Genomic DNA, 24063 nt, shown 5'->3' on the forward strand with positions numbered 1-24063 from the left:
TTCAGGATCGAGGGTCAAAAGCGTCACGTAACGCTTCACCGATGAATACCAACAAGGAGAGGATCAGCGCCAGGGTAAAGAATGCGGTCAACCCGAGCCACGGCGCTTGCAGGTTCTGCTTGCCCTGACCGATCAGCTCACCCAGCGAGGCACTGCCGGCCGGCATGCCGAAGCCGAGGAAATCCAGCGCGGTCAGCGTCGAAATCGCTCCGGTCAGAATGAACGGCAGGTAACTCAGCGTCGCGTTCATTGCGTTGGGCAGAATGTGCCGGAAGATCACCTTGCGGTCAGTCAGGCCCAGGGCACGTGCGGCTTTGACGTATTCCAGATTGCGCCCGCGCAGGAACTCGGCGCGCACCACGTCCACCAGCGCCAACCAGGAAAACAGCGCCATGATCCCCAGCAGCCACCAGAAATTCGGCTCGACGAAACCGGAGAGAATGATCAGCAGGTAAAGCACTGGCAGTCCGGACCAGACTTCCAGCACCCGCTGACCCAGCAGATCGACCCAGCCACCGTAATAGCCCTGTAACGCGCCGGCGGCGATACCGATCAGCGCGCTGACAAATGTGAGCATCAGGGCAAACAGAATCGACACCCGAGCACCAAAGATGACCCGTGCCAGCACATCGCGTGCCTGATCGTCGGTACCCAGCCAATTCACTGAAGTCGGCGGACTCGGTGCTGGTTTGTTCAGATCATAGTTGGGTGTGTCGTCGCTGAACGGAATTGGCGGGAACAGCAACCAGCCGCCGTCCTTGCGAATCAGATTCTGCACGTAATCGCTGCGGTAATCGGCCTGAAAGGGCAGTTGCCCACCGAATTCCTGCTCGGTGTGGCGCTTGAATACCGGGAAGTACCACTGGCCCTGATAACTGACCATCAACGGCTTGTCGTTGGCGATCAACTCGCCACCCAGTGTCAGCATGAACAGGCCAATGAACAACCACAGCGACCACCAGCCGCGACGGTTTTTCTTGAAACGTTCGAAACGTCGGCGACCCAGAGGCGAGAGCTTGAACATCAGGCATTCCTCGCGGCGAAGTCGATACGCGGGTCGACCAGGGTGTAGCAGAGGTCGCCGATCAGTTTTATCAGCAGGCCGAACAGGGTGAAGATGAATAGCGAGCCGAACACCACTGGATAGTCCCGCGATACCGCTGCTTCGTAACTCATGCGCCCAAGGCCATCGAGGGAGAAGATCACTTCGATCAACAACGAACCGGCAAAGAACACACTGATGAACGCCTGAGGTATCCCTGAGACCACCAGCAGCATCGCGTTGCGAAACACATGCCCGTACAGCACGCGACGTTCGCTCAAGCCTTTGGCCCGGGCCGTCACTACGTACTGTCGGGTGATTTCATTGAGAAACGAGTTTTTCGTCAGGATCGTCAAAGTCGCGAATCCACCGATCACCAGCGCGGTGACCGGCAGCACCAGATGCCAGAAGTAATCGGCGATCTTGCCCAGCGTCGATAGCGATTCGAAGTTGTCCGAAACCAGCCCGCGCACCGGAAACCAGTTCAGCGAAGTGCCGCCGGCAAATACCACGATCAGGAACATCGCGAACAGAAACGCCGGCATGGCGTAACCGATGATGATCGCTGTGCTGCTCCAGATGTCGAAATGGCTGCCGTGGTGCACCGCCTTGCGGATGCCCAGCGGAATCGAAACGAGGTAGGTGATCAGCGTCGCCCACAGCCCGAGGGAAATGGTCACCGGCATCTTTTCCAGAATCAGGTCGGTGACCGTTGCACCACGGAAGAAGCTCTTGCCGAAATCCAGCTGCGCGTAGTTTTTCAGCATCAGCCACAGGCGTTCGTGGGCAGGTTTGTCGAAACCGTACTGCTTTTCGATGTCCTTGATCAGTTGCGGGTCGAGGCCACGGCTGGCGCGCGAAGCGTTGCTCGATGTCTCGCTGGCGCCGCCACCGACACTGGCACCGCCGATGCCTTGCAGATGGGCGATCGCTTGTTCCACCGGTCCGCCGGGCGCGGCCTGAATGATCACGAAATTGACCAGCAGGATGATCACCAGCGTCGGAATGATCAGCAGCAGGCGCCGCAGTATGTAACCCCACATCAGTGCGGCCCTCCGGGTCTGCTGCGAGTGATTTTTTCAGCGGTCATTTGCTGATTGGTCAGCGGCGTCCGGCTGATTTCCCACCAGCTCTCGATGGCTTCGTCATTACTCGCCTGTACCGTAGGAATACCGAAGCGGTTCCACCAGACAGTTGAGGTTCCCGGCGGGTAGTAATTGGGAATCCAGTAGTAATTCCATTGCAGTACCCGGTCCAGCGCATGGGCGTAATGCAGCATGTCCGATTGGCTCGAGGCGCGGATCAGGCCGTTGATCAACGTGTCGACCGCCGGGTTTTTCAGCACCATGTAATTGTTCGCGCCCGGATCGTTGGCTGCCACTGAACCGAAGTAGTTGAGTAATTCACCGCCAGGGGACGTGGTGACGGGATAGCCGGTGACGATCATGTCGTAATCGCGGCTCATCAGGCGATTTACATACTGCGAGGAGTCGATGCGGCGGATGTTGAGTTCGATGCCGATCTGCTTCAGCGTGCGCTTGTATGGCAGCAGCAGGCGGTCCATGCCGTTCTGGCTGACCAGAAAGGTGAAGCTCAATGGCTCACCGGCGCTGTTGACCAGTTGATCGCCGTCCGGTTTCCAGCCGGCCTGCTCAAGCAAATCGAGTGCTTGCAATTGCTTGTCACGGATGATGCCGCTGCCATCGGTCTTCGGCGCTTCGAAGACTTTAGTGAACACTTCTTCGGGAATCTGATCGCGCAGTGGTTCAAGGATTTTCAGTTCCTGTGCGTCGGGCAACTGTCGGGCGGCCAGGTCGGTGTTGGAGAAGTAACTCTGCTGGCGGATATACACGTTGCGCATCATCTGCCGGTTGCTCCACTCGAAATCCCAGAGCATCGCCAGAGCCTGGCGCACGCGACGGTCCTGGAACATCGGCTTTTGCAGATTGAACACGAAGCCTTGGGCCGACTGTGGTGCTTCGGTGGCCAAGTGGGCTTTCTGCAAGCGACCATCGCTCAGCGCAGGGCTGTCGTAGCCGATCGAGTAGCCGGTCGCGGAAAACTCGCGGTTGTAATCATAGGCGCCGCCGCGCAGAACCTGGCGGGCGACGTCGGTGTCGCCGAAGTACTCGATGCTGAAGTGGTCAAAGTTATACAGGCCGCGACTGACCGGCAGGTCTTTGCCCCACCAGTCGCCATTGCGTTCGAAGGTGATGCTGCGCCCGGAGTCGACCTTGCCGACCCGGTACGGCCCGCTGCCCAGCGGCGGTTCATAACCACCGCCACCGGCGAAATCGCGGCTCTTCCACCAGTGTTCGGGAAACACCGGCAGGGTCGCGATATCCAGCGGCAAGGTGCGGTTTTCGTTGCTTTTGAAGTCGAAGCGCACGGTCAGTGGGCCTTCGATTTCAACGCCTTTGACGTCGGCGAACTGGGTGCGATAACGCAGGCTGCCCTGGGTCATCAGCAGGTTGTAGGTGTAGCGAACGTCTTCGGCGGTGATTGGTTTGCCATCGGCAAAACGTGCCTTTGGATTGATGAAGAAACGCAGCGAAAGACCGTCGTCCGAGCGTTCCATCTGTTGTGCGACCAGGCCATAGACGGTGTATGGCTCGTCCAGCGAGCGCTGCGCCAGTGGAGAGTAAAGGAGCCCGTCGATTTGTGTTACACCGATGCCTTTGTCTATATAAGGCAGTAAATGGTCGAAGTGCCCGATTTCGATCGCCGAACGACGCATTGTCCCGCCCTTCGGCGCTTGCGCATTGGTGTAGTCGAAATGGCTGAAGCCGGCGGGGTACTTGGCCGGTTCGCCGTAGACGGTCAGAGCGTGTTGCGGCGCAGCGGTCACACCGGCGGCACCCGTGAGCAGGGCGAGGGCGGTGAGCATCAGTGTGGGAAAAACCAGTCGCATCGTCAGCCTTGGAACGGAAAATCGATAAGCGCAAGTTGTACGCGAGCCGCGCGCCACTCGCCAGCCGTATATGTAACTGAAACACAACGGCCCACCAGAAGGCGGGCCGTTGTAGCGATCGGACGACGAATCAGTCCTGACGGCTGGTGACTTCCAGCAGGTGATAACCGAACTGAGTCTTTACCGGGCCTTGCACGACGTTGATCGGCGCGCTGAACACCACGGTGTCGAACTCCTTGACCATCTGGCCTGGACCGAACGAACCCAGATCGCCGCCCTGACGGCTGGACGGGCAGGTGGAGTTGGCTTTGGCGACTTCAGCGAAATCGGCGCCGCCTTCGATCTGAGTCTTGAGTTCGTTGCACTTGTCTTCGCTGGAAACCAGGATGTGGCGGGCAGTGGCTTTAGCCATGGGAAATTCTCCGAACTGTTTCAATAAAAGGTGGAGCCTACCGGAATCAGTGGGCGAATTCTCGGCAAAGTTCCATTCTTGATGGCGGATCCGGTTCAGAGATCCGCCGCTCGCAGGCGCCGTGCATGTTCAACATACAGCTCAATCGGATCGGGTGAAGGCACAGTTGCCCCAGCGGTACGCCGCAGGCTGGCCAGATGATCCATTGGATAGTCAGAGCGTATTACCTGCCCCAGATGCGTACTGAACCGTCCGACGAAACCGTCATTCTGCTGGGGTTCGGTGGTGAAGTATTGCGCCAGAACCCGGCAGACGCCCTGGACGGGATCCAGTGCTGGCTGCGTCGATTGCGGAACAACTCCACTCCATGAGTAATAACGCACGCCGTTGACTTGCTCGGCGCCGTGGCCTCCCCATGTTTGCGGCAGACCTTGTGGGTACTTGTCATTGAATTGACCAACGCCAACGGTCGTCAGCGCATTGAGGGCGGACAGCGCATTCTGCGGTAATGCCACGCTGCCGCTGAGCAGGCACAGAAGATCGGCAAATTGTGTCGCGACATTCTGCGCAACGACTTCCGGCAGCTTGCCGGGAATCAGTGCCTTGCGCAGAAAATCGGCGAGCTCCGAGCCATGATTCGGGCCACTGACGGATGTAACTGAAGCGACGAGGTCTGGTGCAAGCGCTGCCGCATAGCGAGCAGCCAAGGCGCCCTGACTGTGTCCTATCAGATTGACTTTTTTCGCACCTGTGCCTCGCAGCACGCAGGCAATCTGTGACAGCAATTGCTCACCCCTGATTTCGTTGTTGTGAGTGGCGCAAAGGTGTGGAACAAACAATCGACAGCCGGCCGCTTTAAGCGCGCACCTGACGTCATGGAACAGCTCGAAATGACCGATACGCTCGAACCCGAACAGACCGTGGACCAACAGGATTGGATAACGAGTTGTAGCATTCCGTTGCATGTTCTTACCTTTTTCGTAGAAGTTCATCGGGAAATCACCGGGCCACTCTAAAACACTCATCTCGTTGAAGAAGTACGAAGAGGCTTCACTTGGTGTTTGAAAATGGACTACGAGGTGTACGAAATTTCGGAGACGCGTGAAATCCGAATCGGAAGTTCATTGGGTCGTTTGTCGGCATAACAGTGCGAACGCCGTAGTTGCCTACTTTGCGAGTGGCGGTTACGCCGTTGTCGCGGTGTATTCGACTGACATCCAGAACACCCAAAGAGGTCCTCAATGTAGATGTCAGTGCCGTCATTCGGAACGGCACGTTTTCCAGGGAGTGGAGACGAAATGAACAGCCATGAAATCGAGTTTTGCTGGCGGATGCGTCAGTCCGCAGTTGCCGAAATGTCTATCGAGCCTCTGATCGCGCCGACGATTGACGGGTTGGAGGGCAGCGTCCTGGAGCCTTCGCTGGCCAGTGCCGTCGTTCGCATTGCCCCTTATGCCAACATGCATTGTGGTGATCAGCTGACGTTGAACTGGGAGGGACTGGATATCGAAGGCTTCGCCTATCAATACGAGAAGGTTCGATTCGTCAGTCAGGCCCAGATTGGCAAAGAAGTCATCTTCGTCATCAAGGGCATGCATGTAGCTGCACTGGATGGGGGTTCACTGCAGGTCTACTGGTCACTGCAAAGTGCGCGGACGACCAGCCCCGTGGAATCCGCACGCCTGCAGTTATCAGTGGGGGATGTCCGCGCGCAATTGCTGGCGCCACAGATAGAAGGATCGGTAAACGGAGCGCTGGAGCCGTCGCGAGTGACCGAGGGCACATTGGTTATGTTGCAGCCTTATGCGCGAATGTCTGCGGGTGATCGGGTGATGTTGTCCTGGCATGGAGATACCTCACCCGAGATTTTTACCGATACGTTGAAAGTGGAGGCCTATGCCGTTGCACAGAATCTGTCGTTCTGGGTGCCGGGCAGTTGCATCGAAGCGCATCGCGGTGGTGAGGTCGTCGTCGCCTACCGTGTTGAATATCCCTGTGGAACGGTTCGCACGTCGGAGCCAGCGAAAGTTTTCATCGGGCCTGCGGTGCGTGCTCAACTCGCTGCGCCGGATGTCGTTGAAGCGATTGAAGACGTGTTATCAGTGAAGGATTCGGTAGACGGGGTTTCCATTCGCATTGAGGACGCGCAAGTGCAGGAGGATGAGTTGGTCTATCTCAAGCTTGACGGTGAATTTTTCAGTCACCGGGATGATCTTGAAATCACTTCGGAGATGGCCGGGCGACCGCTGAGTTTCATTGTCCCTCACCGGTTCTGGCGTGAGCATCATGGGACAGCGGTCGAGATTGCTTACACCGTTGAACGCCTGGATGACGTCAGTCAGCAGTCTGCGGTGAGGCGGATCAACGTAGTGGCATAGCCTGGGAACGTCAGCCCTCCGCGCTCTGAATGGAGCGGGAGGGCGACTTGCGATCACATCCTGGTCTGTGCGAGACGGTTCGCGGCGTCGGTCAGCAGTTGTTCCGTTGCGCCGAAGCCGAGGCAGCCATCGGTAATCGATACGCCATAGCGCAAAGAAGTGCTCAGCGGCTGGCAGCCTTCGAACAGGTGGGATTCGAGCATCATGCCGATAAGCGAATGGTTACCGAGCAAGCGTTGTTCAAGCACGTCGTTGAACACCGCTGGCTGACGCAGTGGGTCCTTGCCGCTGTTGGCGTGGCTGCAATCGACCATGATTCGGCTGGGGATCCTCAGCCGACTGAGTTCGGCGCTGATTTTGGCCACGCTGGTTGCGTCGTAGTTTGGCCCCTGATGGCCGCCGCGCAGCACCATGTGGGTGTCCGCATTGCCAGCGGTTTGCACGATCGCCGGATGCCCTTGGCTGTCCACGCCGAAATGCCGATGCGGATGAGCTGCCGAGCGCATGGCGTCGACGGCAACGGCGGCGCCGCCGTCGGTGCCGTTTTTGAAGCCGACCGGCATGTTCAGGCCACTTGCCATCTCTCGGTGAATTTGCGATTCGGTGGTGCGGGCACCAATGGCCACCCAGCTCAGCAGGTCATCGAAGTAATTGCCAGCCATGTGTTGGAGCAGTTCAGTGGCAACCGGTAGTCCGAGCTGGATCATTTCCAGCATCAGTTGGCGGGAAAGCGTCAGGCCGGCAGCCATGTCGTCAGTGCCATCCAGATGGGGATCGTAGGCCAGGCCTTTCCAGCCGATTGTGGTACGTGGCTTTTCGACGTAGGCGCGCATGACCAAGAGCATTTCACCGCTGACATCCTCAGCCAGACGAGCGAGCTTGCTGGCGTATTCGATTGCCGATTGCGGGTCGTGGATAGAGCAGGGACCCACGACAACCAGCAGTCGCGAATCTTCACCATTGAGGATGGCACGCACCGCCTGGCGATGGGCGTTAACCTGTTGATGCAAGGAGTGACTGAGCGGTAATTGCTGTTTGAGCTGCAACGAGCTGGGCAGGCGCAGGGTCAGTGCTTCGTTGGCAGAATCGAGGGCGGACAGCGGCAAAGCGGAAACGGAGGAATTCATATTCGGTCTTCCTGGGCGGATGGCGGGCATTTCCCGCGCGCTCGGCCCTACTGGGGTGTTCGACAAATGGCCGTACTGGCTAGGCGTGTGTGTTTGCCACCTGTGGGCGACCGATCGGAGGCGGCAGGCTGTCCCGAGCGGAGGCTGGTAAATCGCCAGGCGCTGAAGCTGTCGTCGCGGTAATAAGTGCTGTAGTTCATGGTGAAATCCTCAAAGTGTCTGGTGTGGTGCTGGAAAAGGTCGGGCCTGAAAAAACAAAACCCCCGGTCGGGAGGCCGACCGGGGGTTGAGAAATCTCTGGTAGGCGACCCGTTATGATGGGCGCCGTTTGGGTATCAGGCGCGCCAGTGGCTAAACCAATACCCAAAATAAAAGTTGGCTGGAGCACACACGTCATTCACCCGGACAGGCGCAATCGAGCGCGGGGCGCTGGCGATGCAGATCTGTGGAAGGGCGTTGGACATGGTTTTCTCCGTTGAATGCGCCGAGCTTACTCGACGCCGATACGCGTCAGCAATCAGAAAATGCTATTGCCTGCCGGTCGAAATGACTATTGAGTTGCAAACCATGCGGGTGAGATAAACTTTTTGCAGTTATGGAGGCGGAGAATGAACTACCGGACTCGGCATGCCACCGATGATGACCTGGCTTTCTCGCGGGATCTGACATGTCGGAACATGCTGCGTTATTACATTGACCACGATCTGTTGTGGCAGGACGAAGCGTTCGACGCAGGCTGGCAGTACCGCGAGAACTGGATGATCCTCCAGGATCAAACGCTGATTGGCTTTTTCAGTCTGAGCCAGGATGCCCGGGCGCTGTACATACGCGAATTACAGATTGATCAGGCCTGGCAAGGGCAGGGTGCCGGTTCCTGGGTCATCGATCAGGTTGTCGAAATGGCCGCTCAGGCAAGGCGACCGGTACTGCGCTTGACGGTGTTCGATAACAACCCGGCGCAGAAACTCTATGCGCGCAAAGGACTAAGCATCGTGGGCGTGGACGAGTGTTTCCTGAGGATGCAGCTTGTTTTGAGCACAGCTTTGCCCTGAAACCCACAGCCGGCAAGCCCTGACTGATGAATTGAAACTTTTTAAATGCGGCTTTCCGCTAGGTCTGTCTGGCACTTTTTGCTAAGGTGTCCGGCATCCCAATAAGACCATATCGCGAGGTGTCTGCTTGATTAGGGTGCTAGTGGTCGACGACCATGATCTCGTTCGCACAGGCATAACACGGATGCTGGCCGATATCGACGGCCTGCAAGTGGTGGGGCAGGCCGAGTCAGGTGAAGAGTCCTTGATCAAGGCCCGTGAGTTGAAGCCTGATGTAGTGCTCATGGACGTCAAGATGCCCGGCATCGGCGGCCTCGAAGCCACGCGGAAACTGCTGCGTAGCCATCCGGACATCAAGGTGGTTGCTGTTACGGTGTGCGAGGAAGACCCTTTCCCGACACGTTTGCTGCAGGCAGGCGCCGCCGGTTACCTGACCAAGGGCGCGGGTCTGCCGGAGATGGTCCAGGCGATTCGGCTGGTTTTTGCCGGGCAGCGCTATATCAGTCCGCAAATCGCCCAACAGTTGGCGATCAAATCCTTCCAGCCGACCAATGATTCGCCGTTCGATGCCTTGTCGGAGCGGGAAATCCAGATTGCGCTGATGATTGTCGGCTGCCAGAAGGTCCAGATCATTTCCGACAAGTTGTGCCTGTCGCCGAAAACCGTGAACACCTACCGCTACCGCATTTTCGAGAAGCTTTCGATCAGCAGCGACGTCGAATTGACCCTGCTCGCGGTGCGTCACGGCATGGTGGATGCCAGCGCCTGACCATGACCGAGACATTCGATTCCAGTGCTTTCCTGTCGACCGTCAGCGGTAGGCCCGGCGTCTATCGCATGTTCGACAGCGAGGCGCGCCTGCTCTACGTGGGCAAAGCGAAAAACCTGAAGAAACGTCTGGCGAGCTATTTTCGCAAGACCGGCCTGGCACCCAAGACCGCTGCATTGGTCGGGCGTATCGCTCAGGTCGAAACGACCATCACTGCCAACGAAACCGAAGCGCTACTGCTTGAACAGACGCTGATCAAGGAATGGCGGCCGCCGTACAACATTCTGCTGCGCGACGATAAATCCTATCCTTATGTGTTTTTGTCGGATGGGCAGTTTCCGCGCCTAAGCATTCATCGCGGGGCCAAAAAGGCCAAGGGCAAGTATTTCGGCCCGTATCCAAGTGCCGGCGCTATCCGCGAAAGCCTGAGCATTCTGCAAAAAACCTTTTTCGTCCGTCAGTGCGAAGACAGCTATTACAAGAACCGTACGCGTCCCTGTCTGCAATACCAGATCAAGCGCTGCAAGGCGCCTTGTGTGGGTCTGGTCGAGCCTGACGTTTACGCCGAAGACGTGCGCCACTCGGTGATGTTCCTTGAAGGTCGCAGTCATGCGTTGACCAACGAGTTGTCCACCGCGATGGAAGAGGCGGCGATTAATCTTGAATTCGAACGTGCCGCCGAATTGCGCGACCAGATTGCCTTGCTGCGTAGAGTACAGGACCAGCAGAGCATGGAGGGCGGAACCGGCGATATCGACGTCATTGCCGCATTCGTCAACCCTGGCGGCGCCTGTGTCCACCTGATCAGTGTGCGCGGCGGCCGAGTGCTGGGCAGCAAGAATTTCTTTCCGCAAGTCGGCATCGAGGAAGACGTTTCCGAGGTCATGGCAGCGTTCCTCGGCCAGTACTACATCAGCAGCCCCGAACGCGATCTGCCGAGCGAACTGATCGTCAACGTGGTTCACGAAGACTTCCCGGCGTTGATAGAAGGCATTCATACCTTGCGCGGCCGCGAGTTGGCAATCAGCCATCGAGTGCGCGGCACACGGGCACGCTGGCAGCAATTGGCCGTGACTAACGCTGAGCAAGCGTTGGGCGCACGCCTGGCGAACCGTCAGCACACCGCTGCGCGATTCGACGCGCTGGCCGAGGTGCTGAACCTGGATGAACCACCACAACGCCTGGAATGCTATGACATCAGTCACTCCAGCGGTGAGGCGACAGTTGCGTCCTGCGTGGTGTTCGGGCCGGAAGGCGCGATCAAGTCGGATTATCGGCGCTACAACATCGAAGGCGTCACCGCCGGTGACGATTACGCCGCCATGCATCAGGCGCTGACCCGCCGCTTCAGCAAACTCAAGGACGGCGAGGGCAAACTACCCGACATCCTGCTGGTCGACGGTGGCAAAGGCCAACTGTCGATGGCCCGTGACGTGCTCAACGAACTGGCGGTCCCGGATCTTATTCTTTTGGGCGTGGCCAAGGGCGCCACCCGCAAGGCGGGTTTCGAAACGTTGTATCTGAATGATGCAGCGCACGAGTTCACCTTGCGTGGCGATTCACCTGCCCTGCACCTGATTCAGCAGATCCGCGATGAGGCGCACCGCTTCGCAATCACGGGCCATCGCGCCCGTCGCGGCAAGACCCGCCGTACCTCGACGCTGGAAGGCGTGGCAGGGGTAGGACCGACGCGCCGCCGTGACCTGTTGAAACATTTTGGTGGATTGCAGGAGCTGTCTCGTGCAAGCATCGAAGAGATCGCCAAAGCCCCTGGGATCAGTAAAAAGCTCGCAGAGTCGATTTATGCGAACCTGCATAGTGAGTAGAATGCCCCTTCACCTCGTAGCCAGTTGTGCCGATGAATATCCCTAATCTGATTACCGTTCTACGCGTCCTGCTCATCCCGATCTTCATTTTGCTGTTCTATCTGCCTTACCAATGGAGTTACATGGCCTCCGCCTCGGTGTTCGCCTTCGCGGCCGCAACCGACTGGCTCGATGGTTATCTGGCGCGCCGACTGGAGCAAAGCACGCCCTTCGGTGCGTTCCTCGATCCCGTCGCCGACAAGCTGATGGTTGCAGTTGCCTTGGTCTTGCTGGTGCAGGAACACGGTAATCTCTGGCTAACGCTGCCCGCAGCGGTGATTATTGGCCGTGAGATCGTGATTTCGGCCCTGCGCGAATGGATGGCCGAACTCGGCGCCCGGGCACAGGTGGCCGTTTCCAATCTGGGCAAATGGAAAACCGCTGCACAGATGCTCGCGCTGGTGATCCTGCTGGCTCATCCAAAGGCGTTCAGCTTCTGGGTCGTGCTCGGTTACACGCTGTTGATCGTGTCGGCAGGGCTGACCCTGTGGTCGATGGTTCAATACCTTCGCGCCGCCTGGCCGCACCTCAAGACCGATGTGGAAAAGAAATAAAAGTTTTTTGAATCAAGGGGTTGACGGGGCTTCTTAATTCTATAGAATGCGCCACACCAAGCGGGAATAGCTCAGTTGGTAGAGCACGACCTTGCCAAGGTCGGGGTCGCGAGTTCGAGTCTCGTTTCCCGCTCCAATTTGTACAGTGTTTGTTGTTGCGCTACTGACAGCAAAGACTTTGAGGCCGAGTAGCAAAATGGTTATGCAGTGGATTGCAAATCCACCTACGCCGGTTCGATTCCGACCTCGGCCTCCACTATCAAAAACCCCGTAGATCAATGATCTACGGGGTTTTTTGTTGCCTTGGAAAAAGAGGGGAGTTGCGCACCCCCTTAGACAACGTCACTCGCTCAGGCATGCTCCGGTCTTGATATGGCTGGCGCCTTCCACTGTAAGATTCGAAAAAAAGATACAGCCGATAAGCCGTGCGAACAGTGTCAATGTCTCTGCAAGATCCGGGTTATCAAACAGAACAGCTCGGGAATCCAAAGCACAGAGCGCTCCCCACAGTCGACCATCCGGCAGGAAGACCGGAGCGCCCGCATAGCTTTCAATCGAATATTGTTTCACGACCGGGCGTGACGACAGTCTCCCGTCCTGGCTGATTTGTGGAAGGAAGAGGGCTTGAGGATCCCTTCGAAACTCACTGCACAGCGTGGTTTCCAGATCCAGCGTATCGCCGACGTTTATACCCAGTTCGATCGGATCGTAGGCGGAACAGACGATCCACTCGGTTTCCGTAAATTTTGCGATGCCGGCGAAGCGCGTACCGGTCAAACGGGTGACGAGCTGGAGAATATTGGTCGTCGCTTCGATCTCGGCGATCGCCGAGCGCTCCTCATGGCTCAACGATGCCTTGAGCACGGTGTCACTCATTTGCATAGGGTCAAATCTCCTGATTTCTGGTACATCCCTGAGCTGGGCTCTGGTGACGTGTTGTGGAAGCCAGCGCCTGTAGGGCGGGGTCGTGGTGGATAGGTACAAATTGGTGAGGTCCAGTCGCTGATCCGGCGTCAACGTTTAGCGTAGACACTCAGGCGAGTGGCGGGTTGCTTCGTCATGATCGCCAGCGCAGGAAAATCATTGACCAGCTTAGCGAAGGTTGCGTTAACCTTATGAAACTATTGGGGTTTATCTCCAGTTTTCGCTCTGATTGCTGAGATCTGTTTTTCACCTTGGCCTCTACTTCAAGCAAGCGACATAGCTCCATGATTTAGTTAGCTTTTTGTTTTTTTGAGCCCTGCAAAATTTAGTTTTCAAATCGCGCACTCCAAACTTGCTTCACCGGGACGTGATGTATATATTCCCCGCTCGGCTTTTCAAGCAGCCATCCTGTCAGGATCGCAACCGCAAGCTGAGCAAAGCAACACCGCGCTACCGCCCGAATGGCGAAACTGGTAGACGCATGGGACTTAAAATCCCCCGCTCGTAAGGGCGTGCCGGTTCGATTCCGGCTTCGGGCACCATCTTTCAATAAAGGCCTGCGAGCGAAAGCTACGCAGGCCTTTGTTCGTTTACCCTTCGCTATTCTTTTTTTCGCCACGCGCATGGCAGGGCGGAGTGCGAAATCCGGAACCACCAGCCCTTCGCCGATGCCGAAATAGCATCGACAACGAGGGCAAAGCCATGACTGAAGAAAAAACCGAAGTGCCGGAAGAAGTACCGGATCAAACAACCCCGGCGCATTCCACTGAAGAAGAGCGCGAGCGCTTGAAGGACTTCAACAAGGACGGCATCCCGCCGGGCAGTTGCTGATCACCTGTCACCGTGGCTGCGTCACCAGTTCTCCGCTGATCGCATCCATCATCGCCGGATGCTCCTCAGCAGCCACGCGCAAATCCTCGGTGACCCGCAACTCCGCACCCGTCGGCGAATAGGTGGCTGCCGCCGTGAACGGTGCGGGGTTGGCCGGCACCGGGCGTTTGCCGCGGCGCCAGAAGAAAAAGCTGACCATGCTCAAATTAACCACTGCGAAGACCCAGAACAGGCCGTTGGCACCGAACGAGTTCATCACCGGCGAGATCATCATCGGGCTGATGGCCGAGCCCAGCGAGTTGATCAGCAGCAAGCCCTGAATCATCGGCACCAGCGCTTCGGCCGGGGCGCGGTCGGCCGCGTGGCTGACGGCAACCGGGTACAGCGCGAAGACGCCGCCACCGAGCAGAAAAAGCATCGCCGCGAGCATTGTCGAAGACAGCGGCAGCAGCACAATCACCAGTGATAACGCGGTGCACGCCACCGTCAGCAGCGTCAGCACCTGCAAGCGATCGGTGCGGTCGGACCAGCGTCCGACCGGATACTGCAGCAACATCGCGCCGAGAATCGTCCAGGCCATCATGCTGCCGACTTCACCGACGTCCAGACCTCTGCGTTGCAGATACAGCGGCAACAAGGTGTAGATCGCCGCGATGGTCACCCCCGAACCGAAACAGCCGACCAGCCCGGTCGGCGTCACGCCCAGCAGTTGCCGGGGCTTGAGCGGCTCGACCTGATCGAGCAGCGGCGATACGCGCGGCAGGATCACGATCGGCAGCACCGACAACGCAGCAAGCATGCCGGCGACCATGAACGGCGCGCTGTCGCTCATGCCGGTGATGGTCCCGAGCGTCGCCTGGCCCAAAACGCCAGCGCCATACAGGACGATCATGTACAGCGCGAGCAAGCGCCCGCGAATCTTCTCGTCACCGGCCAGCAGCAGCCAGCTCTCGATTACCAGAAACACACCGACCGTGGCCCAGCCGTTGATCAGGCGCAGGACCAGCCAGCCCCAGGTGTCATAGAACAGACCCTGCAACAGGATGGTTACGGCAATCAGCGAGGCGAAGCTGCCGTAGGCGCGTATATGGCCGATGCGCAGAATCAGCCGGTCATTGAACACCGCGCCCAGCGTCAAGCCGATGAAATAGGCCGACGAAACAACTCCGATCATCGTCGCCGAGGCGCCAGCGGCGTCCAGGCGAAGGGTGGTCAGGGAAGACAGAAAACCATTGCCCAGAGCAATAATGAACAGCCCGAGCAGGGGCGCCAGCGCCATGGCCAGCAAACGCGGAGACATAAAAACCTCAAGAAATCGAACAGCGCAACGTGCGCCTCTGCGCATGCGGTTGCCTGGCTGGAACAGGTGTTGTGCAAATGTCTGCCGATCGGGCAGGGCGGTGGCGTCGGCCGACATGGCCAGCCCTGCAAGTGCGCGTCTATGACCAGACGCGCGCTTGCAAGAGCGCGCGGGATTCTACGGCTTGCGCAGGATTTGCCAATAGCTGACGGCTGCGACGTTAGGACGCAGGCAATTTCGAAGTCGAAGAGGAGGCTGAAAACCCACCATCGAGCTCAGCTCTGACAAGGGCCTGCCAGCGAAGCTGACCCAGGCCCTTGCTCGTTTCAGCGCCTAGGTATGCGAAATCAACAAATCACTGATGATGCAGATCGAGCCATCCTCCGGCGGCGTGGCGTCGGTGTAGTCGATCTGGTTGTAGACCCCGCCGTGGAAATTGAACACCTGCGAATTCCAGGTTGAGTCGAGCTGCAAATCACCTGATGTGCCGACAACGCCGTTGTAGTCGACGGTGACGCGGGCCACGCCGTTAGAGTTGGCGCGAATGGTCACCTTGAACTTCGCTCCCAGCGGCACGCCCTTGAGCACCGTGGTGTTGACCGGGGTGGGCTGGTTGAAGCTCTGGCGGAAGCCCATGGTGATGTTGCCTTTTTGCCAGAACACCTTGATGGCCGGGCTGTCGTCGTTTTTCACATGCATCTGCGAGATGACCACCTTCTGCGCAGAGTTGACCTTGGTCACAGTCATCTCCTGATAGTTGAGGTGGTCAGCGGCGCTGGCCAGCGACCAATAAAAGGATTCTTTCCATTCGCAGCGGGTTCGGTGGGTGCTCTTGCTTGAGGCGCCTTTGGTTGGCGCGGACAGTTGCAGCGAACCGTCGGGCAGCACCGTGACGATGCTGGGGAACTGCGCAATCGCTTCGGCGCCGTTGAGCTCCAATGCGACAGGATTGGTTGCCGAAACGGGAACCGGGGTGGAAAGGGTGAGATTGCTGATGTTTACGGCCATGGTTTCTACTCCTGACGATAAAAATCATTGGCACTCCAAGCCTCAGGCCATTCCTGATCCGCACATTTGCCTGCGCGAACTTTCACCACCTCGAGGGCTCAGGAGCATGGCGACGCACGCGGCCGCCGCAAAAATACACAGGGCAGCGGTCACCCCCGTCGCCTCCAGCACTGCACCGAAAATCGGCGTGCCGGCGGTCTGACCCAGTGCCAGCACCAGAAACGGAATGCCCAGCCCCAAGTCCGGGCGATCCGGGAACAGGCGGATGCCTTGCAACAGATAAACGCCTGAAGAAACGATATAGGCCGCGCCAAACAGGCTCATCGCGGCGAGGCCGTAAATGGCAGAAGCGCCAGTGGCTACAAGTCCCAGCGTGCCGGCCGCGATCCCTGCGAGCGCCAGATGCTGCATGCGTGCGACCCCAAACCGGTCGGTCAGGACTCCGGTTGCGCAACCACTAATGCCCGCGGCGCCCAGCACTATCCACGCCCAGGCAATCGACTGATCGGAGAATCCGGCCTCGCTGCGCAGGATGTCGGCACCAAATGTCCAGATCGCAGTGCTCGCCAGGCCCATCAGGAAAGCGCTGGCGCACAGAGGCAATACGCCGGGTCGTCGCAGCATCGGCAGGGAAAAATTCTGCGTAACCTCATGCTCGATTCGGCGTAGTACCGCAAACCAGAGCCAGACCGTGACGCCGATGCCGATCAAGGCAAACAGCGCATAGAGCTGCCGCCATTGCCCGGCCGCCAATATTGCCGCCAAGCCGGAGAACACAATACCTGCCGCCGTCCCAGCATTGATAAAGCCATTCGCGCGCGGACGATCCGCATCATCAAGACGCGCCGCCACTGCGCTGGCCAATGGCGGCGAGGTCAGGCCCGTGCTCAATCCTGCCAGCGCCACGCCGCAGCCCAACGCCAACCCCGACGAAGCGATAACAACCAGGCCCATCCCCAGTGTCGCCGCTGCACCGGCCATTACCGTCAACCCGCGCGGACTGACTTTGCCGTTGCAGATAAACGTCGCAACAATGCCCACACAGTAAGCGGCAAAAGCGCTGCCACCGATCCAGCCAGCAGCGGTCACGCTGAGGGCCAGATCCTGACGAATCTGCGGTAGCAGCAGTCCATAGGCGAAGCGCGCGAGGCCATAGGACAACGCCGTCAGCGCGAACGCTGCCGCGACCAGATTGAAGCTGCGCCGGTCAAGACTCACGGCGAAATCGGATCGCTGGCAGGGAAGGTTTTCTCGACCGCATGCTCGGGCCTGGGCCCCGTGCGATCGGAGATGTAGGGATCATTAGCCATGAGTGTCCTCAAGGATGTCTGTTGCTTAAGTGATTACCGATTCTGATAGCGGACTTGCACCTGGGTTTGATGATTTTCCATCACAGCCGATGGATGGTAGAGCAAAGGGCGAGGGCAGCCCCTCGATTGGCTTGGCGCACGTCGACCTTTGCGAGCAGGCTCGAGGGATTCTTGCGGGTATTGAGGGCAGGGGGATGGCACTTGGAGGGAGGCGAGATCGTGCAGGACCGCACGCCGGGAGAACTGCGCAAGCGTCAGGGAGGTTTCCACGCTGTGGCGGATGCAAGCGGGGGTTGAGAACTGTTGAAAACAGCACTACTGCGGCGAGCGCGTCCAGACTCTGACGTAATCGATGCGAAACACCGACGGCAGGTCAGCATCGTCGACCACACCGAACCAGTCCCACATCGCTTCGCTGTCGAAGACGATTTGCATGGGGAAGTGCCAGTAGTTGTTCTTCGCTTCCCGGACCAATACGCCGTCGACGTACCAGCGCAAAGTCTCGGGTTGCCAGTCGAAACCGTAGACATGGAAGGTATTGGCCAGCCGCCAGGGTGCAATCCAGGTGCTGCCGGAACTCAGGTGTTGATCATTCTGCGGTCTGGCCCAGACATGCGCGTTCATGTTGTAGCGCCGATCAAAGGCTTCGTTGCGGGTCTTGCCGCCGATTTCGAAAATGTCGATTTCCGTGGCATTGTCCGGCAGCCCGGTCCACGCCAGCCAGAACGCACTGGAACCGGCAGAGTTCATCGGTTTCGCCCGGGCTTCGTAATAGCCGTACATCCCCCGTTCGTTGGTTCGCACCATCGCCGAGCTGTAATCCTTATAGCCCAGGGCTACGTATTTTTCCGGCAAGGTCTGTTTGCGGAAAGTGATGTTCAGATTGCCGCTGCCGACCTTGGCGTTCTCCGGCAAAAACAACGCCGGTTTGCGTCCGAGGGAATCAGTACCGGTGGCGTTGTTGACGTGCCAGCGCTCGGCATCGAGGGTGCTGCCGTTGAATTCGTCGGACAGCCGCGTATCGCGTTTCCAGCCGCCGGCATTGGCCTGGTCCGACAACGGCAGATCGGGCGTAACGTACGTCGGGGTCGCGCCTAACGGGCCGACGCGAGTCCAGGCATCGACCTGTTGCGGAATGGCGACCGCCCACTTTTGCGCCAGATACTCGAACACATTGCGGCGTTCTTCCTGGCTGCTGAATGGGCGGTCATAAACCAGTACTTCGGCAATGTCGCCACGCAGAATCTCCGAGGTGCCAACCACGTTGCGCGCCACCGCGAACGGGCCGATCGGTACGTCATTGGTCTCCAGCAAGGCCAGCGCCGGTTCATAGGCGGTGGTCTGCTGCACGCTGATGCCGAAATTCGGCGCGACGTTATCGTTGTCCGCCAGTTGCGGTCGCGAGCTGAACAGTCGCTGCCAGGCCTTGCCGCCGGCCTGCTCGGGCAAGCGCCGCGAGACGACAAAGACTGTCACCGGGCCCTTGGTGGTGCGGATCGCCTGGCCCATGAACGCCGCCGTGCCGCTGAAGCGCACCACGCCGTGGCCGTTGAGGGCGTTGTCGACGTGCGTCGGCAAAGTCGTCGCCGCGCGGTTGTCGACGACCACGTCATTGCCCTTGCCGGATTTATCCAGCCAGCGCACGACCTGGTTTTGCCCCTCCAGTGTCATCGAGGCCGGATCATTGCCGTCCAGCCACAACACCAGGCCGTCAGCCACCGGTCGTGGAATATTGGCGCTGACGCCTGCACTCAGCAGTAGCAAAACCAACAGCAAGCAGCGTGATCTGTTCATGAGTCGTCCCTAACTTGGGTTTGCGCCGTTATTACGTGCCTACCGCCAGCAACGGCGCCGGTTGCGGGCGATAGCCCCAAGGGTTGGTGGTCTGCCAGCGCCAGCTGTCGATGAGCATCTGCGTCAATTCGCGCTGTGCTCGCCAGCCCAGCTCGCGCCCGGCCTTGCTCGCATCGGCGCGGCATTCGGCGACATCACCAGTGCGGCGCGGGGCGAAGCGGTAGGGAATGCGCAGGCCGGTGACGTCTTCGAAGGCGCTGATGATCTGCAACACGCTGTAGCCGTTGCCGGTGCCGAGATTCCATACGTGCAGACCATGTTCATCGTCCTGCAAAACCTGTAGCGCCTTGAGATGACCTTCGGCCAGATCCAGCACATGGATGTAATCGCGAACGCAGGTGCCGTCGACGGTTGGATAGTCGTTGCCATACACGGTCAACGCAGCGCGCTGGCCGCTGGCAACCTCAGTCAGGCACGGCAGCAGATTGTTCGGCCGTCCATTGGGCGCTTCACCGATCAATCCGCTTTGGTGCGCGCCGATCGGGTTGAAGTACCGCAGCACGGCGATGTTCCAGCGCGCATCCGCGAGGGCAAGGTCGCTGAGCAATTCTTCGATCATCAGCTTGGAACGCCCGTAGGGATTGGCCGGTTTGCCGGTGCCGTGGTCTTCGATGATGGGCATGCGGGCGGGCTCGCCGTACACCGTCGCCGAGGAACTGAACACCAGATTGAACACGTGGGCGCGGGCCATCGCCTGACACAGGTTCAGTGTGCCGAACACATTGTTGGCGTAGTAATCCATCGGCCGGCGCACGCTTTGCGCAACCGCCTTGAGCCCGGCGAAATGCAGCACCGCGTCGATCGCGTAGGTGCTGAAAATCTCGTCCAGCAGCGCGGCGTCGCGGATATCGCCCTCGATGAAATCGACGTGCGAGTGACTCAACAGCTCCAGCCGTGCGACCGCTTCGCGGCTGCTGTTGCACAGGTTGTCGAGGATCAGGACCGAGTGTCCGGATTCGATCAGTTGCAATGCCGTGTGCGAACCGATGTAGCCGGCACCGCCCGTGATCAACGTGGTTTTGCGCATGACGACGTGCTCCATTGCGAGGAAATCCGGCTCAGCGGGCGGTGAACACCAACTTGAATTCTTGCGGCCAGCGCGGGTGCAGCAGGCTGTAGGCCAAGGCGTAGGTCAGCGCGCCGACGGCAATGTCGCCGGCCAGGTGCGCGTAGCCGGACAGGCCGGTTTGCCGCGACGTCCACAGCACCACGACGACCATCAGCAGCGAGGCGAACAGGCTGCGGTAACTGGACTGAAAGAAGCAGCGCCAGTCATAACCAATCGCGGCGTGCAGGCCGCGCACCTGCAACGGCGTGATCAGCAGCATGCGCAGCAGCAACGCCAGCGCCGCCGCCATGCCGCCGTAGCTCGCGCCGAGCAGGTAGACCAGCGCGAGCGCGAGCAGGGTGGTGGCGACTTCCGCCTTGAGGGTCAAGTGCGTGCGATTGACCGCCACCAGCGCGGTGGTCGCGTACAGCGCCAGATTGCCCAGCGCTGCCGTGCAGGCGAGCACTTGCAACAAGGGAATCGCTTCGGCCCATTTCGCGCCGAAGATCAGCAGGATGATGTCTTCGGCGGTCAGGGCGATGCCGAAGAACAGCGGTGTCAGTACGAAGCCGCTGATTGCCGTGGAATCGCCGATTATGCCGATCAGCCGTGCCGGTTCCGCACTGCGCCGGGCGAACACCGGCAAGGCGTAACTCATCAAGCCGTTGTAGATCGCCGAGCGCGGCAGGTCGATGATGCGCATGGCGAGGTTGAACATGCCCACCGCATGGGCGCCAGCGGTAAGGCCGAGAATCAGGTTGACGCCACGTTGCAGGGTTTGCGAACTCATCACGTTGACACAGACCGGGAGACCGGAGCGCAGCAGTTCGCCCAGCACCTGGCGGTCGATAAGAAAGGGAATGCGCCGACGTTCGCTGCGCATCAGCACCAGCGTGGAAATGCCGTCCATGATCAGCGCCTGCGCGACCACCGCCCACGGGCCGAAACCCAGCAGCGCCACGGCCACGCCGCCAACCCCGCCAGCCACTTTGCCGAGCAAGGTGCGCGAGGCCAGCAGCCTGAAATTGCCGCTGCGGCGCAGCTGCGCCACATATACCCGCGCCATCAGGGTGAAAAGGATTTTCACCGAGGCCACAGCGGTCATCCAGCGCAGCGCGGTGGACGGCGTGTAGAGCACCACCGCCAGCGAAATCAGCGCAATCGACAGCAGACTGACCAGCACGGCAAACCAGAAAACGCTGCTGATGTGTTTGTCTTCCACCCGCTGCAGGCGCACCAGCGGGTCTTCCAGCATCGACGAGAACAGAATGCCGACCACTTCGACCACGGCGATGATCAGCGTGCCAATGCCCAGCTCCGTCGGCGTCAGCAAATGCGCGTAGACGACGAAGGTAATCATTGACAGGAAAATCAGGCCGAATTTTTCGGTGAAAATCCATACGAGGGTCATCATGCGGCGGTTGGCCATGGCGCGATCCTCGAAATTCAGCTGTTTCTACCCAGGCTTTTGAAGCAGGCGTAGAGGTAGCGCAGGGTCGGTTTGCCCTGAAAGAAAAACAGCGTCTGCCACGAATGCCCGAGCATCTGCCGGAACACCTCGATGACCCGTCGATGATCGCCGCGCCGGGAAAACGCATTGAGGAATTCCGCGTGGTTGGCGAGAACGAAATACATCCGCTGCTGCTTGTTCAGCCGGGTGCCGTAGCGCGCCAGATACAGCTGGATGAAACGCAGTTTGTGCGGGTAATACTTGTGCGGTTGCGCGGTGATGTTGGCGGCGTTGACGGCGCGCCAGTGCAAAATCTGCGGCACGCTGTGGATCTCGCTGATTTCGGCGATGCGCGTCCACAGCAGGCGATCCTCGGCAAAGCGCAGGCTCTGATCGAAGCCGCGAATGGCGACAATGATCTCGCGCACGGCCAGCACGCCGGACGTGCCGTTGATGATGTTCTCGCGCATGAAATCGGCAAAGTGCTCGCCGTGTTTGCAGCGATCCTCCAATTGGCGTTTGCCGTCGCTGAATTCGCTCATCTGAAAGCAATCGATCAAACCGACTTTGCGTCCCTGTTGGGTCAATTCCGCGTGCAGCGCCAGTTGCTTGTGCAGTTTCTCCGGATGCCAGCGGTCATCGGCATCGAGGAAGGCGATAAAGGTTTCTTCGGCACTGAACACGCCGCGATTGCGCGCACTCGCCGGGCCTTGATTGGGCTGCTGCAACAGGACGATGGGGAAGGGCGCGGCGTAGTGCTTGACGATCTCTGGCCCGGCATCGCTGGAGCCGTCATCGACGACAATGACTTTGTCCGGCAGGCGGGTCTGTGCAGACACCGAATCCAATGTGCGTTGAATGCTGGCGGCGGCGTTGTACAGCGGAATCACCACGCACACGGTGACGGCCGAGGGATCATTCAGCATGGGCGTTGCTCCCTGAAAGTGCCGCGCATCGGCCGGGCGCTGGCGACTGGCAGCGGCTGGGTACGGGCGACGAGGTGGTGGCGGAAGGTCAGGCTGAGCACGCAGAAAATCAGGAACTCGCCAGAGCGGTAGTTGGGGATCACGTAGGCGACGTAATTGGTGACCACAAACAGGCCGATGACCACCAGCGCACAGGCCTGATAGCGCGCCGAATGATCTGCGGTGATTGCCCGATAGCGCTTGTTCAGAGTCTGGGCAAACATCAGCAGCAGCGCGATCAACTGGATCAGACCGCCGTTGAGCAGGGTTTCGACGTAGCCGCTGTGCGCGTTGCCGATGTAGCCCCAGCGCGTGATGAACGCATCGGCATCGCCACTGGCCCAGAACGCACCGAAGCCGTAGCCCTTGAGAAATTGTGCGTCTATCAGCGGCTGCAGCAGCTCCCAGATCAGCGTGCGGTCGGTGAGCGACGGGTCGCGGCCCACCAGTTCCAGCAGTATGGCGTAGTTGGCGTAGAGCACGCCGCACAAGAGGAAGAACACCAGCGTTGCAGCCATGAACGCCAACAGTGAGCGGTTGATGCGCAAGCGGATCAGGGTGATGAAGTACGCATAACTGGCGGTTCCGGCGACGATCAAGGCAATCGCCGTGGCCGACTGCGCCAGGCCAATGGCAATCAACGCGAACAGGCCGTAGAGCATGGCCATTGGGTTGCGCTGGCGGATCATCGGCAGCAGCAACAGGATCGCAATAGCGTTCAGGCGTGCACCGGCATTTTTTTCCGCGAACACGCCGCGAAACGCACCGTCACGGATGCCGCCGGAAATAAAGGCGATGTCCGGGCGAATCAGGGCGAAGATCAGGCCGACCAACGCCGCCGCGCCGATCACACAGCCGAACAGAAAAGCGATGCGTTCCAGGCTGTAGCGCCAGGCAATGAAGCCAGCAAAGAACACCACGCTGAGCAGCGCGACGAAACGCTTGAAGCTGAGCATCGGCTCGCTCGACCAACTGATCGACGCCGCCACGCAGCCCAGAAACAGCAGCAGAAACAGGTTTTGCCGGTAGAAGCTCTTGCTGAGGAACACCTTGTGGCGAATGAAGAAAAACAGCGGCACCAGCAAGGTCAGCAAGCCGCAGACCTGATTGGCCAGATTGCCTTCCAGGTCCTGCTGGGCATCGTCCAGCGTGCTGACGTTGCCCAAGCGCAGAAAAAAGCCGATCACCTGGGTATAAAACAGCACGCCGAACAGGGTGAAGGCGTCGGCCAGCGTCGAATAACGCACTTGCAGGCGGTTCATC

General features: G+C 59.1%; 21 protein-coding genes and 3 tRNA genes. 9 read left to right on the top strand and 15 right to left on the bottom strand.

Going from position 1 to position 24063, the window contains the following annotated elements; translation table 11 throughout:
* Position 1 precedes the first annotated feature (1 nt).
* The 5 genes from AC4IHP_RS18385 to AC4IHP_RS18405 all read right to left on the bottom strand — a co-directional run bounded on the left by AC4IHP_RS18385 (position 2) and on the right by AC4IHP_RS18405 (position 5330).
* A complete protein-coding gene (locus AC4IHP_RS18385) occupies positions 2–1024 on the bottom strand; it encodes an ABC transporter permease (RefSeq protein WP_490832390.1) in 1023 nt (340 codons plus the stop codon).
* A complete protein-coding gene (locus tag AC4IHP_RS18390; protein ID WP_039758569.1) occupies positions 1024–2085 on the bottom strand; it encodes a microcin C ABC transporter permease YejB in 1062 nt (353 codons plus the stop codon). The genes AC4IHP_RS18385 and AC4IHP_RS18390 overlap by 1 nt, the downstream gene beginning before the upstream one ends.
* Positions 2085–3953: an extracellular solute-binding protein gene (locus tag AC4IHP_RS18395; protein ID WP_490832391.1), complete on the bottom strand. Its 1869-nt coding sequence runs from the start codon at positions 3951–3953 to the stop codon at positions 2085–2087. Before AC4IHP_RS18395 ends, AC4IHP_RS18390 begins: the two co-directional genes overlap by 1 nt.
* A 130-nt stretch (positions 3954–4083) precedes the next feature.
* Positions 4084–4365, bottom strand: coding sequence for a peptidylprolyl isomerase (locus AC4IHP_RS18400; RefSeq protein WP_122590857.1), 282 nt, complete (start codon positions 4363–4365; stop codon positions 4084–4086).
* A gap of 95 nt (positions 4366–4460) precedes the next feature.
* Complete coding sequence (locus tag AC4IHP_RS18405; protein ID WP_490832440.1) at positions 4461–5330, bottom strand: lipase family alpha/beta hydrolase; 870 nt, start codon at positions 5328–5330, stop codon at positions 4461–4463.
* Positions 5331–5663: 333 nt separating this feature from the next.
* Between AC4IHP_RS18405 and AC4IHP_RS18410 the strand changes: the two genes are divergently transcribed.
* Positions 5664–6743 (top strand): hypothetical protein, encoded by a 1080-nt coding sequence (locus AC4IHP_RS18410; RefSeq protein WP_490832392.1) that lies wholly within the window; start codon positions 5664–5666, stop codon positions 6741–6743.
* Between the two features lie 53 nt (positions 6744–6796).
* Here the strand turns inward: AC4IHP_RS18410 and AC4IHP_RS18415 are convergent, their stop codons facing one another.
* Positions 6797–7870, bottom strand: a complete 1074-nt coding sequence (locus AC4IHP_RS18415) for a 3-deoxy-7-phosphoheptulonate synthase (RefSeq protein ID WP_490832393.1) — start codon at positions 7868–7870, stop codon at positions 6797–6799.
* A 608-nt stretch (positions 7871–8478) separates the two neighbouring features.
* Between AC4IHP_RS18415 and AC4IHP_RS18420 the strand changes: the two genes are divergently transcribed.
* From AC4IHP_RS18420 to AC4IHP_RS18445, 6 genes are all read left to right on the top strand, one after another.
* On the top strand, positions 8479–8922 hold the full coding sequence (locus AC4IHP_RS18420; RefSeq protein ID WP_490832394.1) for a GNAT family N-acetyltransferase: 444 nt from the start codon (positions 8479–8481) through the stop codon (positions 8920–8922).
* A 127-nt stretch (positions 8923–9049) separates the two neighbouring features.
* On the top strand, positions 9050–9691 hold the full coding sequence (gene gacA, locus AC4IHP_RS18425) for a response regulator transcription factor GacA (protein WP_024012761.1): 642 nt from the start codon (positions 9050–9052) through the stop codon (positions 9689–9691).
* Positions 9692–9693: 2 nt separating this feature from the next.
* Complete coding sequence (gene uvrC / locus AC4IHP_RS18430) at positions 9694–11517, top strand: excinuclease ABC subunit UvrC (RefSeq protein WP_024012762.1); 1824 nt, start codon at positions 9694–9696, stop codon at positions 11515–11517.
* A gap of 32 nt (positions 11518–11549) precedes the next feature.
* Entirely contained in the window at positions 11550–12110 is a 561-nt protein-coding gene (pgsA, locus tag AC4IHP_RS18435; protein ID WP_460118847.1) for a CDP-diacylglycerol--glycerol-3-phosphate 3-phosphatidyltransferase, read from the top strand.
* A 60-nt stretch (positions 12111–12170) separates the two neighbouring features.
* Positions 12171–12246, top strand: a tRNA-Gly gene (locus AC4IHP_RS18440).
* Positions 12247–12292: 46 nt separating this feature from the next.
* Positions 12293–12366 (top strand) — tRNA-Cys (locus AC4IHP_RS18445).
* 86 nt (positions 12367–12452) lie between these two features.
* Here the strand turns inward: AC4IHP_RS18445 and AC4IHP_RS18450 are convergent.
* A complete protein-coding gene (locus AC4IHP_RS18450; protein WP_490832441.1) occupies positions 12453–12986 on the bottom strand; it encodes a GAF domain-containing protein in 534 nt (177 codons plus the stop codon).
* A 503-nt stretch (positions 12987–13489) separates the two neighbouring features.
* Between AC4IHP_RS18450 and AC4IHP_RS18455 the strand changes: the two genes are divergently transcribed.
* Positions 13490–13576 (top strand) — tRNA-Leu (locus tag AC4IHP_RS18455).
* 160 nt (positions 13577–13736) lie between these two features.
* Complete coding sequence (locus tag AC4IHP_RS18460; protein WP_256205753.1) at positions 13737–13865, top strand: hypothetical protein; 129 nt, start codon at positions 13737–13739, stop codon at positions 13863–13865.
* A 7-nt stretch (positions 13866–13872) separates the two neighbouring features.
* Here AC4IHP_RS18460 and AC4IHP_RS18465 read toward each other — a convergent pair whose 3' ends face one another.
* From AC4IHP_RS18465 to AC4IHP_RS18500, 8 genes are all read right to left on the bottom strand, one after another.
* On the bottom strand, positions 13873–15210 hold the full coding sequence (locus AC4IHP_RS18465) for an MFS transporter (protein ID WP_337957967.1): 1338 nt from the start codon (positions 15208–15210) through the stop codon (positions 13873–13875).
* A gap of 288 nt (positions 15211–15498) precedes the next feature.
* A complete protein-coding gene (locus AC4IHP_RS18470; protein ID WP_490832395.1) occupies positions 15499–16173 on the bottom strand; it encodes a polysaccharide lyase family 7 protein in 675 nt (224 codons plus the stop codon).
* 42 nt (positions 16174–16215) lie between these two features.
* Positions 16216–17391 carry an MFS transporter gene (locus AC4IHP_RS18475; RefSeq protein ID WP_490832396.1) on the bottom strand — a complete coding sequence of 392 codons (1176 nt, stop codon included), beginning with the start codon at positions 17389–17391 and terminating at the stop codon, positions 16216–16218.
* Between the two features lie 407 nt (positions 17392–17798).
* Positions 17799–19277 (bottom strand): family 16 glycosylhydrolase, encoded by a 1479-nt coding sequence (locus AC4IHP_RS18480; protein ID WP_490832397.1) that lies wholly within the window; start codon positions 19275–19277, stop codon positions 17799–17801.
* 31 nt (positions 19278–19308) lie between these two features.
* Positions 19309–20364 carry a UDP-glucose 4-epimerase GalE gene (gene galE / locus AC4IHP_RS18485; protein ID WP_490832398.1) on the bottom strand — a complete coding sequence of 352 codons (1056 nt, stop codon included), beginning with the start codon at positions 20362–20364 and terminating at the stop codon, positions 19309–19311.
* 31 nt (positions 20365–20395) lie between these two features.
* Positions 20396–21814 carry an oligosaccharide flippase family protein gene (locus tag AC4IHP_RS18490; RefSeq protein ID WP_490832399.1) on the bottom strand — a complete coding sequence of 473 codons (1419 nt, stop codon included), beginning with the start codon at positions 21812–21814 and terminating at the stop codon, positions 20396–20398.
* A gap of 17 nt (positions 21815–21831) precedes the next feature.
* Positions 21832–22761 carry a glycosyltransferase family 2 protein gene (locus tag AC4IHP_RS18495; RefSeq protein ID WP_490832400.1) on the bottom strand — a complete coding sequence of 310 codons (930 nt, stop codon included), beginning with the start codon at positions 22759–22761 and terminating at the stop codon, positions 21832–21834.
* On the bottom strand, positions 22755–24062 hold the full coding sequence (locus tag AC4IHP_RS18500; RefSeq protein ID WP_490832401.1) for an O-antigen ligase family protein: 1308 nt from the start codon (positions 24060–24062) through the stop codon (positions 22755–22757). Before AC4IHP_RS18500 ends, AC4IHP_RS18495 begins: the two co-directional genes overlap by 7 nt.
* Position 24063: the final 1 nt, after the last annotated feature.

The organism is Pseudomonas sp. UF-293 (assembly GCF_058245595.1).

What these genes read in the sequence shown, in the direction of transcription:
- AC4IHP_RS18500 (WP_490832401.1), bottom strand. Translation starts at nt 24,062, where the DNA reads ATGAACCGCCTGCAAGTGCGTTATTCGACGCTGGCCGACGCCTTCACC.
- AC4IHP_RS18490 (WP_490832399.1), bottom strand. Translation starts at nt 21,814, where the DNA reads ATGGCCAACCGCCGCATGATGACCCTCGTATGGATTTTCACCGAAAAA.
- AC4IHP_RS18395 (WP_490832391.1), bottom strand. Translation starts at nt 3,953, where the DNA reads ATGCGACTGGTTTTTCCCACACTGATGCTCACCGCCCTCGCCCTGCTC.
- AC4IHP_RS18470 (WP_490832395.1), bottom strand. Translation starts at nt 16,173, where the DNA reads ATGGCCGTAAACATCAGCAATCTCACCCTTTCCACCCCGGTTCCCGTT.
- galE (WP_490832398.1), bottom strand. Translation starts at nt 20,364, where the DNA reads ATGCGCAAAACCACGTTGATCACGGGCGGTGCCGGCTACATCGGTTCG.
- pgsA (WP_460118847.1), top strand. Translation starts at nt 11,550, where the DNA reads ATGAATATCCCTAATCTGATTACCGTTCTACGCGTCCTGCTCATCCCG.
- AC4IHP_RS18460 (WP_256205753.1), top strand. Translation starts at nt 13,737, where the DNA reads ATGACTGAAGAAAAAACCGAAGTGCCGGAAGAAGTACCGGATCAAACA.
- AC4IHP_RS18410 (WP_490832392.1), top strand. Translation starts at nt 5,664, where the DNA reads ATGAACAGCCATGAAATCGAGTTTTGCTGGCGGATGCGTCAGTCCGCA.
- uvrC (WP_024012762.1), top strand. Translation starts at nt 9,694, where the DNA reads ATGACCGAGACATTCGATTCCAGTGCTTTCCTGTCGACCGTCAGCGGT.
- AC4IHP_RS18400 (WP_122590857.1), bottom strand. Translation starts at nt 4,365, where the DNA reads ATGGCTAAAGCCACTGCCCGCCACATCCTGGTTTCCAGCGAAGACAAG.
- AC4IHP_RS18390 (WP_039758569.1), bottom strand. Translation starts at nt 2,085, where the DNA reads ATGTGGGGTTACATACTGCGGCGCCTGCTGCTGATCATTCCGACGCTG.
- AC4IHP_RS18495 (WP_490832400.1), bottom strand. Translation starts at nt 22,761, where the DNA reads ATGCTGAATGATCCCTCGGCCGTCACCGTGTGCGTGGTGATTCCGCTG.
- AC4IHP_RS18465 (WP_337957967.1), bottom strand. Translation starts at nt 15,210, where the DNA reads ATGCGCAGAGGCGCACGTTGCGCTGTTCGATTTCTTGAGGTTTTTATG.
- AC4IHP_RS18420 (WP_490832394.1), top strand. Translation starts at nt 8,479, where the DNA reads ATGAACTACCGGACTCGGCATGCCACCGATGATGACCTGGCTTTCTCG.
- AC4IHP_RS18415 (WP_490832393.1), bottom strand. Translation starts at nt 7,870, where the DNA reads ATGAATTCCTCCGTTTCCGCTTTGCCGCTGTCCGCCCTCGATTCTGCC.
- AC4IHP_RS18450 (WP_490832441.1), bottom strand. Translation starts at nt 12,986, where the DNA reads ATGAGTGACACCGTGCTCAAGGCATCGTTGAGCCATGAGGAGCGCTCG.
- AC4IHP_RS18405 (WP_490832440.1), bottom strand. Translation starts at nt 5,330, where the DNA reads ATGCAACGGAATGCTACAACTCGTTATCCAATCCTGTTGGTCCACGGT.
- AC4IHP_RS18480 (WP_490832397.1), bottom strand. Translation starts at nt 19,277, where the DNA reads ATGAACAGATCACGCTGCTTGCTGTTGGTTTTGCTACTGCTGAGTGCA.
- AC4IHP_RS18385 (WP_490832390.1), bottom strand. Translation starts at nt 1,024, where the DNA reads ATGTTCAAGCTCTCGCCTCTGGGTCGCCGACGTTTCGAACGTTTCAAG.